This window comes from Bacillus rhizoplanae (assembly GCF_917563915.1).
Taxonomy (GTDB): Bacteria; Bacillota; Bacilli; order Bacillales; family Bacillaceae_G; genus Bacillus_A; species Bacillus_A rhizoplanae.
This window is the reverse complement of sequence record NZ_CAKJTI010000014.1, coordinates 75,813-89,081: the sequence shown is the minus strand read 5'-3', so window position 1 is coordinate 89,081 and position 13,269 is coordinate 75,813. Positions and strand designations below refer to the sequence as shown.

Sequence of the window (13,269 nt, the reverse complement as noted above, 5' to 3'; positions counted from 1 at the left end):
CGCCGCCAGCGTTCATCCTGAGCCAGGATCAAACTCTCCAATAAAGTGTTTGTCTAGCATCATAAATAAAAATTGACGTTTCACGTTGTTTGTTTCGTTTAGTTTTCAAAGTTCAATATCGCGTTTCAGCGACTTTTATAATATAACATAACATTTCATGTTCGTCAACAACTTGTTGTAACATTTTGTTTCAGTGAATTGCTGACTCTGCCTATTATATAGACTTCACTCCTCCTATGCAAGCACTTTTTATAAAAAAAAAGAATAAGGAGAATCCCCTTATTCTTCTGAGCTTTCTTGATCTTCTTGTATGTCTTCTTCATCTTCTTTTTGTGTCTTTGCTACCGTCGCTACTTCTTGCTCGCCTTCTAAACGAATTAAACGAACACCTTGCGTATTACGTCCCATTTGAGAGATTTGATCAACCGGCATACGAATTAACACACCTGCTGCTGTAATCAGCATAATATCTTCTTCACCATTTACAGACTTAACAGCAATTAACTTGCCATTCTTATCTGTAATATTACATGTTTTAAGACCTTTACCCCCACGGCTTTGGAGGCGATATTCTTCAACTGGTGTCCGCTTACCATAACCGTTTTTCGTTACAATTAAGACATCCATTTCTTCTTCAACGATTTCCATGCCAACTACTTGATCTTCCTCACCTAACGTAATAGCCTTCACACCCGCTGCATTACGTCCCATCGAGCGAACATCTTGTTCATGGAAGCGAATTAACATACCATTACTTGTTCCCACAATCATATCTTTTTCGCCTGTTGTTAATCGAACAGAAATAACTTCATCATCTTCACGAAGTGATATTGCAATTAAACCATTATTACGTATGTTAGCAAACGATGAAAGTGGTGTTCTTTTTGCAATACCCTGTTTCGTCGTAAAGAATAAGTAATGGTCATCACTAAATTCTCGGATTGGGATAATCGCATTTACCCATTCATCTTTATCTACTTCTAATAAGTTGATAATTGGTATACCCTTAGCTGTACGGCTATACTCTGGGATTTCATATCCCTTCGTCCGGTATACTTTCCCTTTATTTGTGAAGAATAGAATATGATCATGTGTAGATGTTGTTAACAAATGTTCTACAAAATCATCATTGTTCGTCCCCATACCTTGAACTCCACGTCCGCCACGATTTTGCGTTTTGTACGTAGAAGCTGGTAATCGTTTCACATACCCATTATGAGTAAGTGTGATTACAATGTTTTGCTCTGGAATTAAATCTTCATCCTCGATTGCTTCCATACCGCCAATTGTAATTTCTGATCTTCGTGTATCATTAAAGCGATCTTTAACTTCTGTTAATTCTTCACGAATAATTTCAAGAACTTTCTCTTCATCTGCGAGAATTGCTTTTAACTCCGCAATCAATGCAAGTAGTTCTTGATATTCTTGTTCGATTTTTTCGCGCTCTAATCCTGTTAAACGTTGCAAACGCATATCTAAAATTGCTTGTGCTTGCTTTTCACTTAAACCAAAACGTTCCATTAATCCTTGCTTTGCAATGTCTGCTGTCTTCGAATTACGAATTAGAGTAATTACTTCATCAAGATGATCTAACGCGATGCGTAAACCTTCTAAAATATGAGCACGAGCTTCTGCTTTCTCTAATTCATATGCAGTACGTCTACGGATAACGACCTTCTGATGCTCCAGGTAATGATATAGACATTCTTTTAAATTTAATACTTTTGGTTCTCCATTTACGAGCGATAGCATATTAATACCAAAGCTTGTCTGAAGTGCTGTATGTTTATATAAGTTATTCAATAACACATTTGCATTTGCATCTCGTCGTAATTCCATGACGATACGCATACCATTTCGATCTGATTCATCACGTAAATCTGTAATACCATCAATCTTTTTGTCTCGAACAAGCTCCGCAATCTTTTCAATCAACCTTGCTTTATTCACTTGATATGGTAGTTCAGTTACAATAATAGATTGTTTCCCATTTGCCTTCTCTTCGATCTCTACTCTTGCGCGAAGAATTACTGTACCACGCCCTGTTTCATACGCTCTTCGAATTCCACTTCGTCCAAGAATTTGACCAGCTGTTGGGAAATCTGGGCCGGGAATATACTCCATTAATTCTGCGATTGTAATCTCTGGATTGTGACTTAACGCTAATACCCCATCAATTACTTCACCAAGCTGATGCGGAGGAATATTCGTTGCCATACCAACCGCGATACCAGTTGCACCATTTACTAATAAATTAGGAAAGCGCGCAGGTAATACAATTGGTTCTCTTTCCGAACCATCATAGTTATCTTGATAATCAATTGTATTTTTTGTGATATCACGCAATAGTTCCATAGAAATCTTGGACATTTTTGCCTCTGTATAACGCATCGCGGCCGCCGAATCACCATCGACAGAACCGAAGTTACCATGTCCATTTACTAGCATATAACGTTGACTAAAGTCTTGAGCCATTCGCACCATTGTCTCGTATACAGCTGAATCACCATGCGGATGATACTTACCAATTACTTCACCAACAATACGCGCAGACTTCTTATACGCTTTATCAGCAGTAATTCCTAAATCGTTCATCGCATATAAAATTCTGCGGTGAACAGGTTTTAATCCATCACGAACATCTGGCAGTGCACGAGATACGATAACGCTCATCGCATAATCTAAAAACGAGGTACGCATTTCTTGGCTAATATTAATTTCTCGAATTCGGCCTTGTTGTTGGTTGTCTGACATCAACCAGCACCTCCTCATTACATTTCCGATCGATATACCATGTTCATTTATACGTAGAAGACAGGAATACTCCGATTCCTGTCATCAATCATTAAATATCAAGGTTTTGTACATATTTTGCATTTTCTTGGATAAAGTTACGACGCGGTTCAACTTTATCACCCATTAAAATTTCAAATGTTTCATCTGCTTCAATTGCATCTTGAAGCGAAACTTGAAGAAGTGAACGTACTTCTGGATCCATTGTTGTTTCCCATAGCTGCGTTGGATTCATTTCTCCAAGACCTTTATAGCGTTGAATACCTGGTTTTGGTTGTTTCGGAATCTCCACTAATATATTTTCAAGTTCTCTATCGTTGTAAGCATACTCAACTCTCTTACCTTGTTGCACTTTATATAATGGCGGCTGTGCAATATATATATAACCGTGCTCAATAATTTGACGCATATAACGGTAGAAGAACGTTAATAATAGGGTACGAATATGAGCGCCGTCGACATCAGCATCCGTCATAATAATAACTTTGTGATAACGCGCCTTTTCAATATCGAAATCTCCACCAATACCAGTGCCAAGCGCAGTAATAATTGTTCGCACCTCATCGTTTGATAAAATTTTATCTAAACGTGCTTTTTCTACGTTAATAATTTTTCCTTTAAGCGGTAAAATTGCTTGGAAGTGACGATCACGCCCTTGTTTCGCAGAACCACCCGCGGAATCACCCTCTACGATATAAATTTCACTAATAGAAGGATCTTTAGAAGAACAATCTGCAAGTTTACCTGGCAAGCTTGATACTTCCAGCGCACTCTTTCTACGCGTTAATTCACGAGCTTTCTTCGCAGCTACACGAGCACGTGCTGCCATTGTTCCTTTATCTACAATTTTCCGAGCGACATTTGGGTTTTCAAGTAAAAACTTTTCAAGCGCTTCAGAGAAAACAGATTCCGTAATTGTTCTCGCTTCACTATTTCCGAGTTTCGTTTTCGTTTGCCCTTCAAATTGTGGATTTGGGTGTTTAATGGATACAATAGCCGTTAAACCTTCACGAACATCTTCACCCGTTAAATTACTATCAGCATCTTTTAAAATATTATTTTTTCGACCATAATCATTAATAACACGTGTTAATGCTGTTTTAAATCCAACTTCATGCGTACCACCTTCATACGTATGAATGTTATTTGTAAATGAATAAATGTTAGTTGTATATCCTTCGTTATATTGAAGAGCAACTTCAATTTGAATGCCGTCTTTCGAACCTTCTACATATACCGGTTCCTCATGTATCGGTTCTTTAGAGCGATTTAAATGTTCCACATAAGACTTAATACCGCCTTCATAATGGAATTCTTTCTTTTGTTTATGTTCACGTTTATCTTCAATTGTTAGTTTAATATTACGATTTAAAAACGCTAGTTCTCGTAAACGAGTTGCTAACGTATCAAATTCATATTCCGTAGTTTCAGTAAAAATTTCTGCATCTGGTTTGAAACGCGTTACTGTTCCTGTATGATCTGTATCCCCAATCACCTTTAAGTCTGCAACTGGAATACCACGTTCATACTTTTGATAATGAATTTGCCCGTCACGATGAACAAATACCTCTAACTCCGTTGATAATGCATTCACGACAGAAGCACCTACACCATGTAAACCACCAGAAACTTTATAACCGCCGCCACCAAATTTACCACCCGCATGAAGAACTGTCATGATAACTTCTACAGCGGGGCGACCCATTTTCTCGTGCATCCCAACCGGAATACCACGGCCATTATCTGTTACTGTAATACTATTGTCTTCTTCAATAGCTAGATTAATCTCATCACAATATCCTGCTAATGCCTCGTCAATACTGTTATCAACAATTTCCCATACAAGATGATGAAGACCTTTTCCGCTCGTTGAACCAATGTACATTCCCGGACGTTTTCGAACTGCTTCTAGTCCTTCTAACACCTGTATTTGGCTTTCGTCATATGCGTTTTCTTCAATTTGTTTTTGTTCCATTGACACAAAGATCACCTACTTTTCCATTTAGACAGAAGCTATTTATCTTCTTCTCCACAATCCACTGTGCCGTTCGTTACATGAATTGTTTTTGCTTGTTTTAATGTATCATGCTCAATTCCATCAACACTTGTCGTTGTCACAAACGTTTGCACCTTTCCTTGAATCGTATTAAGCAGATGTGATTGTCGATAATCATCTAGTTCTGATAACACATCATCTAATAAAAGGATGGGATATTCGTTAACTTCTGAATAAATTAATTCGATTTCAGCTAACTTTAGGGAAAGTGCGGTCGTTCGTTGTTGCCCTTGCGAACCAAAGACTTGAACATTTTTACCATTAACGAAGAATTGTAAATCGTCACGATGAGGCCCAATTAAGGTTGTACCACGGAAGAGTTCACGTTGTTTCACAGATTGGAAACTTTCATAGTATACTTCTTTTATTTTCGACAAATCCATGGATTCTGATACATCTATACTTGGTTTATAGACTATTTCTAGCTCCTCAAGTCCCCTGCTAATTCCCCGATGAATTGGAGCTGCCCATTCTTGCAATAAACGTAAAAATTCAAAACGTTTTTTTAATACTTTTACACCATGTTCAACGAGTTGAAGTGTGAACACATCTAGCATAGCTTCATCATTCATACTGTTTCCTTGCATTTTTTTGAGCAAATGATTACGCTGTGTAAGGACTTTTTGGTATTGACTTAATTCATACAAATATACAGGAGCTATTTGTCCAAGCTCCATATCTAAAAAACGTCTTCGTACTTGAGGACTTCCCTTTACAAGGTTTAAATCTTCAGGAGCAAACATAACCACATTCATTACGCCAATATATTGACTCAATTTTTGTTGCTCAAGCTGATTTAACTTTGCCTTTTTCCCTTTTTTGGAAACGTTCAGTTCTAAGGACAAAGAGTTATTTCGTTTTTGCAGTCTCCCTTTTATCTTACCACAATCTTCATCCCATCTGATAAGTTCACGATCATTAGAAGTTCGATGAGATTTAGCCATCGCTAATACATAAATCGCTTCCATCAAATTTGTTTTTCCTTGCGCATTTTCACCAATAATTACGTTTACTTTATCTTCGAAGGAGAGATCTAACTGTTCATAATTGCGATAGTTTTGTAAATGTAATTCTGTAATATACAAAGGGATCCCCCTTTATCCTTGAACTTGAAATGTTCCGATCCCCGGAATTTCAACAATATCATTTGTATATAATTTTCGCCCTCGTCTATTTTCAGGCTCTTTATTCACATACACTTCATACTCTTGTAAAAACCATTTTACTGCTCCGCCTGTATCAATCACGTCAGCCAGTTTTAAAAATTGTCCTAATGTAATATATTCTGTCGAAATTTGAATATGTTTCATACAAATCGCTCACTTTCTAAAAGTGTTCATTCTTTCATTGTACTAAATAAACAAGCATTAGGAAAGTAATAGGGAAAAATCAAAAGGGTTACCAGTACATCTACACTAGTAACCCTATCCTTTTAGTACGTACGTACTGGTAAAATTAATTGAGTAATGGAATCATCGTTCACTGTACGAATTAAAAATGGTCTCATTGCACCAGTGAAGCTAATTTTAATTTCTGTGCTATCCAATGCTTTTAATGCATCCATCATATATTTTGCACTAAAGGAGATTTTTAACTCTTCACCTTCAATTTTCTCGCACTGAACTTCTTCTACTACTTTTCCGATTTCTGGAGAGTTCGATGAAATTTCTAACATTTGATCTTCTAAAGTTGCTAATTTTACAACATTATTACGTCCATCTCTTGCTAATAAAGAAGCTCGATCAATTGCTTGTAAAAATTCTTTTGTATTTACAAAAATATCGGTTTTACTATCCGGTGGGATTAGTCTTGTTGTATCAGGATAGTTACCTTCTAACAATCTAGAGAAGAATAATAAATGTTTCGTCCGGAATAACACTTGATACTCCGTTATAACAATATCTACCATTTCTTCTGATTCATCAAGAATTTTACTTAACTCATTTAAACTTTTTCCTGGAATAACAACATTTGCTTGAAATTCATTCAAAATAGTTTGTCCTGCAATTTTCGCTTTACGAAGCGCTAAACGATGACTATCTGTTGCAATACAAACCAACTCGCTGTTATATACTTTCCAGTTTACACCTGTCAAGATCGGGCGTGTTTCTGATGTAGATACAGCAAAAACAGTTTGACGAATCATATGTTTTAACAGATCTGTTGGAATTTGAAATACATGATGTTCTTCAATCTGTGGTAACAATGGATATTCAGCTGAGTCTAAACCATTTAAGTTAAACTCGGATTTTCCAGATTTTATTTTCGTCATAAAATGACTTTCGACAGAAATTTCAACTGTATCTTTCGGTAATTTTTTTACAATTTCACTAAAATATTTTGCTTGTAAAACAATACTTCCTGATTGTAGGACCTCTACAATTTCTTTTCCATCCTCTTCAATTGGAATAAAGGATTCGATGGATATATTCGCATCGCTACCTGTTAATGTAACACCTTCTTCATTTGCTACGATTTTAATCCCTGTAAGAATTGGAATTGTTGTACGAGAGGAAACAGCTTTCATTACATCTTGTACACTTCTGACAAGGTAATCTCTTTGAATTGAAAAATGCATAACGAAAACCTCCGGCAAGTATAAAATTGGTTTTATTTAATAATAATAAAAAATTAGTAGTAATAGTAATAGGTCTTGTGGATATGTGGATAACTCATTTAGAATACGGAAAAACAGTCTATCTACATGTGGATAGACTGTGTATAAAATAAAGAGAGTTATTCACGTTATTCACATCATATTACTTTAAAATATCGTGAATGTCTTCAAGTTGCCTCTGTAATTGTGCATCTGTTTTTAACAGTTTTGAAATTTTTTCATGTGCGTGAATGACTGTAGTATGATCACGACCTCCAAACTCCTCACCGATTTTTGGTAAGGATGAATCTGTTAGTTCACGAGACAGATACATTGCAATTTGACGAGGGAAAGCGACTGATTTTGTACGCTTTTTCGCTTTAAAGTCTTCTAATTTCACTTGAAAAACATCCCCTACAGCTTTTTGGATGTCATAAATTGAAATAATTTTTGGTTTTGAATTTGGAATAATATGCTTTAGTGCCTCAGCAGCTAAATCGGCATTAATATCCTTATTAATTAAAGACGAATACGCTACAACACGAATTAGAGCACCTTCTAATTCACGGATGTTAGAGTCAATTTGATTTGCGATGTAGAGCATAACTTCATTTGGAATATCCAGACCTTCAGCTTTTGCTTTCTTGCGTAAAATCGCAATTCTTGTTTCTAAATCTGGAGGAGTAATATCTGTAATGAGTCCCCATTCAAAGCGTGAACGTAAGCGATCTTCTAATGTAGGAATTTCTTTTGGCGGACGATCACTTGAAATTACAATTTGCTTACTTTCTTCGTGCAACGCGTTAAATGTATGGAAGAACTCTTCTTGTGTTTGTTCTTTTCCAGCAAGAAATTGAATATCGTCTATAAGTAGAACATCGACGTTCCGATATTTATTACGAAAATCAACGGCCTTATTATCACGAATAGAATTAATAAACTCATTTGTAAATTTTTCAGATGACAGATAAACGACCTTTGCGTTTGGATTATGTTCGATAACATAATGACCAATTGCATGCATTAAATGCGTTTTTCCAAGACCAACTCCCCCGTAAATAAATAAGGGATTGTATGCTTTAGCTGGTGCCTCAGCTACAGCTAACGAAGCTGCATGGGCAAAGCGATTGCCAGAACCGATTACAAAGGTATCAAATATATATTTTGGATTGAGCATGCTTTTCGGAAAATGATTAGGTTCATCATGCGTTGTTGTATTTTTTTTAATAGGAGGATAGTCAAATTCCTCTTCTGTTTGACTTTGTGGAATGATAAAGCGAATCTCAAGCTCTGCCCCCATTAAATGAATGATTGTCTCCGAAATAAGATCTGAATAGTGGGATTCCAACCAATCACGTGCAAATTCATTTGGAGCTGTAATGGTTAAAACGTCCTTTTTTAAAGAATAAGCTTTTGTAGATTTAAGCCATGTTTCATAACTAGGCTTACTCACTTTTTTTTCTAGTTCTTTTAAGGTGCTATTCCATAAATCTGAAATGTTTTCCAAAGGTGTCCCTCCTTTACAAAAGATGATAAGTAACAAAGTGTTTAATGTTTGTACAACACAACAAAATAACACTGTATATTTATACGTAACACTTTTTAAAAGTGAAAAAGCGGTTCAAATACGAAATAGAGTTTTCGACAAAAAAACACATTGTGGAAAACTCTTTATGCACATGTGGTTATACATGTCCACAAGTTATGCACAATTTGTGGATAAATAATAATTGTGGAAAACTTGTCCAAGGTGAAAACACAACTATAATATCAAAAAAAGATAGCAATGGCAATGTATTTTAAAAAGTTATCCACAAAATCAATACCTTGTGGAATAAACTTGTCCACAATACGATATACTGTGTAAAAACAAAAAATGGTTTGTGGATATAAAAAAGTGGCGAAAAAAATTATCCACAACCGATGAAAGGTACTGTGAACAACATTGTGAATAGGTAAAAAATGAATATTTTATTAAAATCTCGAGAGGCATTGACATTCTCCTACCAAATTAACTATAATTTATAGGACTGTCTTTAACAGTTATTCCTCAGGGAGGTGTCATATAATGAAAAGAACTTATCAACCAAATAAACGTAAGCGTAGCAAAGTACATGGTTTCCGTAGCCGTATGAGCACAGCGAACGGACGTAAAGTTTTAGCAGCTCGTCGTCGTAAAGGTAGAAAAGTATTATCTGCGTAGGCCACTGATCGTTCAGTGGTCTTTTTTTCTAGTAATTATGAATTTTCCGCTGGCAAAATACAGGAGTGTTCAATTGATATGAAGAAAAAGAATCGTGTAAAGAAGAATGAGGAATTTCAAGCTGTTTTTCAAAATGGAAAATCAAATGCCAATCGTCAATTTGTTGTATATCAGTTAGAAAAACCAAATCAACCATATTTTCGAGTAGGTCTTTCCGTTAGTAAAAAACTAGGGAATGCGGTCATGCGTAATCGTATTAAACGTATGATTCGTCAAGCTTTTACAGAATTAAAAGATGAGATAGATTCTGGAAAGGATTTTGTTATAATAGCAAGGAAGCCTTGTTCAGAGATGAACTATGAACAATTAAAGAAAAGCTTAATTCATGCTCTGCAGCGCTCAGGAGTAAAACTGGCAAAAAGTAGCGAAATAAGAGGAAAATGAATTACACTATATACATACCGAAACAAGGAGGAGCAGGCTGTGAAAAAAAAGATAGGCTTACTAGTCATGGTTATTGCTGTCACGGCAATTTCTGCTGGCTGTAATCAAACAAATCAGCCGATTACACCGGAAAGTACAGGAATTTGGAATGAATATTTCGTATACCCACTTTCTCAGTTAATCACGTTTTTTGCAAAATTATTTGGTAATAACTATGGTTTAGCGATTGTTGTTACAACTCTTATCATTCGTTTTGCGTTGCTGCCATTAATGATTAAGCAAACAAAGAGTACAAAAGCAATGCAATTATTGCAACCTGAAATGGCAAAATTAAAAGAGAAATATAGTTCTAAAGATCAAGCGACTCAACAAAAATTGCAACAAGAAATGATGCAATTGTATCAAAAATATGGTGTAAATCCATTAGCAGGCTGTTTACCAATATTTATTCAAATGCCAATTTTATTTGCATTTTATCATGCGATTATAAGAACGGCAGAAATTAAACAACATACTTTTTTATGGTTTGACTTAGGTCATCCTGATCCATATTACATTCTGCCAATTCTTGCGGCAATTACAACGTTTATTCAACAAAAGTTGTCAATGGCTGGTACTGCTGGGCAAAATCCACAAATGACAATGATGTTATGGCTTATGCCTATCATGATTTTAGTTTTCGCAATTAACTTCCCAGCTGCATTATCTCTTTACTGGGTAGTAGGTAACATCTTTGGTATTGCACAAACATATTTGATCAAAGGGCCGGATCTTAAGGCTAGTAAGGCAGGAGGATCAAGTAAGTGAGTATGATTACTGCTAAAGGACAAACAGTCGAACAGGCAGTGCAATCCGCATTAGAACAATTACAAGTATCAAGCGATAAAGTGGAGATTCGCATCATTGATGAAGGTAAAAAGGCTTTTCTCGGTTTCATTGGAGGACGTCCTGCTATTGTAGAGGTTATTGTAAAAAAAGATCCTGTAGAAGAAGCGGAACTTTACTTGAAAAGTATCATAAAAGAAATGGATGTTGATGTAATTGTTGGAAAAGAGGTAAAAGGACGTGAAATTCATTTTACACTTTCCGGTAGTGATGTTGGTACGTTAATTGGAAAAAGAGGGCACATACTAAATTCCTTACAATATGTAACGAAGCTTGTTGCGAATCGTAGCACGAAACAATATATCGGTGTAACAATCGATGCTGAAAATTATCGTGATAAACGAAAAGATACACTAGAGTCACTTGCACTTCGGTTAGCAAAGCAAGTTAGCAATACGAAAAAAAGAATTGTATTAGAACCAATGCCTTCTTTTGAAAGAAAAGTTATACATCAAGCACTTGCAAGTCATCCATATGTGATTACGACATCTGAAGGGAAAGAACCACATCGACATGTTGTCGTATCTCCAAAATAAAGTGAAACTATCCTAAACAGTTGGCTAGTTGAACGAATCAGGTTTTTATGGGCAGCCTATCTGCTTTGAATTTCTTAGAAGATTGAAGTGGGAGTTTTACTGTCCTTTAGAGCGGGATAAACCGGTAACTCATTTGAGTGCCGGTTTTTTACTGGATAAAATATGAAGACAGGAATTTTTCTGTGGATAAATAAAACGCACTAAACTTATACACAGTGGATAAGTTTAGTGCGTTTTATGAGGGGACATAATAAAATAAGTTATTATTCTTTTTTACACAGTTTCGTTATGGTATCCTAATAATTTAGTGAAAGAAAAAATCGTGTTGAAATAGAGAGAAATAAGTAAGTGAGGTGAAAGAACATGGAATTTGATACAATTGCTGCAATTTCCACAGCTCTTGGAGAAGGTGCAATTGCCATTGTTCGAGTAAGTGGAGATGATGCGGTAGAGAAGGTAAATCGCATTTTTAAAGGGAAAGATTTAACGACAGTTCCATCTCATACAATTCAGTATGGGCATATCGTGGATTTAGATACAAATAAAGTTATTGAAGAAGTTATGGTTTCAATTATGCGGGCACCAAAGACATTTACGCGTGAAGATATCGTTGAGGTAAATTGTCATGGTGGCCTTGTTTCTGTAAATAAAGTATTACAACTTATTTTATCGCAAGGTGTTCGCTTGGCAGAGCCAGGGGAGTTTACAAAGCGTGCTTTTTTAAATGGACGTATCGATTTATCGCAAGCAGAAGCGGTTATGGATTTAATTCGTGCGAAAACAGATCGGGCAATGAATGTTGCGATTAACCAAATGGAAGGTCGTTTATCAAAATTAATTGGTCGTCTGCGTCAAGAAATTTTGGAAACATTAGCTCATGTAGAAGTGAACATTGATTATCCGGAATACGATGATGTAGAAGAGATGACGCACGGAGTTTTAATTGAGAAGGCGGAATACGTTCAATCAGAAATTGGGAAGTTATTGCAAACTTCAAAGCAAGGAAAGATTTTGCGTGAAGGAATTGCAACGGCTATTATTGGAAGACCGAATGTTGGAAAGTCATCTTTATTAAATAGTCTTGTACAAGAAAAGAAAGCGATTGTAACGGATATAGCAGGAACGACTCGAGATATTATTGAAGAATACGTGAACGTACGTGGTGTACCCCTTAAACTGATTGATACAGCTGGAATTCGTGAAACAGAGGATATTGTAGAACAAATCGGTGTAGAGCGTTCAAAAGAGATGATGAATAAAGCGGATTTAGTTCTTCTAGTTGTAAACTATAGCGAAGTGTTAACAAACGAAGATGAAGAATTATTCCGAGCGGTGCAAGGAAAAGATTTTATTGTTATTGTAAATAAAACAGATTTACCGCAGCAAATTGATATGGAGCGCGTTACACAATTAGCTGGTTCAGCTCGTGTTATTACAACAGCTTTAATCGAAGAAAAAGGTGTAGATGAGCTAGAGCAGGCAATTGCTGATCTCTTCTTTGAGGGAGCAATTGAAGCGGCAGATATGACATATGTGTCGAATGCGCGTCACATTGGTTTATTAGCACAAGCAGAAAAGACGATTGGTGATGCAATCGAGGCTATTCATAGCGGCGTACCAATTGATATGGTGCAAATTGATTTAACGAGAACGTGGGAAATACTTGGTGAAATTACGGGAGACACTGTACACGAAAGCTTAATTGATCAGTTATTCTCTCAATTTTGTTTAGGAAAGTAATCGTAAGGAGGAATGG

General features: G+C 36.1%; 11 protein-coding genes. 5 read left to right on the top strand and 6 right to left on the bottom strand.

Annotated elements, in window-relative coordinates; all coding sequences use genetic code 11:
* Window positions 1-279: 279 nt before the first annotated feature.
* The 6 genes from gyrA to dnaA form a co-directional block, all read right to left on the bottom strand.
* Window positions 280-2,754 carry a DNA gyrase subunit A gene (gene gyrA / locus LRP84_RS14130; protein WP_230575665.1) on the bottom strand — a complete coding sequence of 825 codons (2,475 nt, stop codon included), beginning with the start codon at window positions 2,752-2,754 and terminating at the stop codon, window positions 280-282.
* A gap of 91 nt (window positions 2,755-2,845) precedes the next feature.
* A complete protein-coding gene (gene gyrB, locus LRP84_RS14125) occupies window positions 2,846-4,768 on the bottom strand; it encodes a DNA topoisomerase (ATP-hydrolyzing) subunit B (RefSeq protein ID WP_230575664.1) in 1,923 nt (640 codons plus the stop codon).
* A 38-nt stretch (window positions 4,769-4,806) separates the two neighbouring features.
* Window positions 4,807-5,934: a DNA replication/repair protein RecF gene (gene recF / locus LRP84_RS14120; RefSeq protein ID WP_230575663.1), complete on the bottom strand. Its 1,128-nt coding sequence runs from the start codon at window positions 5,932-5,934 to the stop codon at window positions 4,807-4,809.
* Between the two features lie 12 nt (window positions 5,935-5,946).
* Window positions 5,947-6,159: a ribosome maturation protein RlbA gene (gene rlbA, locus LRP84_RS14115; protein ID WP_098310159.1), complete on the bottom strand. Its 213-nt coding sequence runs from the start codon at window positions 6,157-6,159 to the stop codon at window positions 5,947-5,949.
* A gap of 122 nt (window positions 6,160-6,281) precedes the next feature.
* Entirely contained in the window at window positions 6,282-7,427 is a 1,146-nt protein-coding gene (dnaN, locus tag LRP84_RS14110; protein ID WP_230575662.1) for a DNA polymerase III subunit beta, read from the bottom strand.
* Between the two features lie 181 nt (window positions 7,428-7,608).
* Window positions 7,609-8,952, bottom strand: a complete 1,344-nt coding sequence (dnaA, locus tag LRP84_RS14105; protein WP_230575661.1) for a chromosomal replication initiator protein DnaA — start codon at window positions 8,950-8,952, stop codon at window positions 7,609-7,611.
* Between the two features lie 561 nt (window positions 8,953-9,513).
* Between dnaA and rpmH the strand changes: the two genes are divergently transcribed.
* The 5 genes from rpmH to mnmE all read left to right on the top strand — a co-directional run bounded on the left by rpmH (window position 9,514) and on the right by mnmE (window position 13,253).
* Window positions 9,514-9,648: a 50S ribosomal protein L34 gene (gene rpmH, locus LRP84_RS14100; protein ID WP_000831901.1), complete on the top strand. Its 135-nt coding sequence runs from the start codon at window positions 9,514-9,516 to the stop codon at window positions 9,646-9,648.
* Window positions 9,649-9,726: 78 nt separating this feature from the next.
* A complete protein-coding gene (gene rnpA, locus LRP84_RS14095; protein ID WP_230575660.1) occupies window positions 9,727-10,092 on the top strand; it encodes a ribonuclease P protein component in 366 nt (121 codons plus the stop codon).
* 39 nt (window positions 10,093-10,131) lie between these two features.
* Window positions 10,132-10,899 carry a YidC family membrane integrase SpoIIIJ gene (spoIIIJ, locus tag LRP84_RS14090; protein ID WP_230575659.1) on the top strand — a complete coding sequence of 256 codons (768 nt, stop codon included), beginning with the start codon at window positions 10,132-10,134 and terminating at the stop codon, window positions 10,897-10,899.
* The gene (gene jag / locus LRP84_RS14085) at window positions 10,896-11,513 is read left to right on the top strand and encodes an RNA-binding cell elongation regulator Jag/EloR (RefSeq protein WP_230575658.1); all 618 of its coding nucleotides are present in this window, start codon (window positions 10,896-10,898) and stop codon (window positions 11,511-11,513) included. Before spoIIIJ ends, jag begins: the two co-directional genes overlap by 4 nt.
* Window positions 11,514-11,876: 363 nt before the next feature.
* Window positions 11,877-13,253 (top strand): tRNA uridine-5-carboxymethylaminomethyl(34) synthesis GTPase MnmE, encoded by a 1,377-nt coding sequence (gene mnmE, locus LRP84_RS14080; RefSeq protein ID WP_230575657.1) that lies wholly within the window; start codon window positions 11,877-11,879, stop codon window positions 13,251-13,253.
* Window positions 13,254-13,269 lie beyond the last annotated feature (16 nt).

Bases quoted from the DNA above. Each gene is read 5' to 3' on its own strand.
- dnaN (WP_230575662.1), bottom strand. From the start codon at position 7,427: ATGCATTTTTCAATTCAAAGAGATTACCTTGTCAGAAGTGTACAAGAT.
- gyrB (WP_230575664.1), bottom strand. From the start codon at position 4,768: ATGGAACAAAAACAAATTGAAGAAAACGCATATGACGAAAGCCAAATA.
- mnmE (WP_230575657.1), top strand. From the start codon at position 11,877: ATGGAATTTGATACAATTGCTGCAATTTCCACAGCTCTTGGAGAAGGT.
- rpmH (WP_000831901.1), top strand. From the start codon at position 9,514: ATGAAAAGAACTTATCAACCAAATAAACGTAAGCGTAGCAAAGTACAT.
- rnpA (WP_230575660.1), top strand. From the start codon at position 9,727: ATGAAGAAAAAGAATCGTGTAAAGAAGAATGAGGAATTTCAAGCTGTT.
- gyrA (WP_230575665.1), bottom strand. From the start codon at position 2,754: ATGTCAGACAACCAACAACAAGGCCGAATTCGAGAAATTAATATTAGC.
- rlbA (WP_098310159.1), bottom strand. From the start codon at position 6,159: ATGAAACATATTCAAATTTCGACAGAATATATTACATTAGGACAATTT.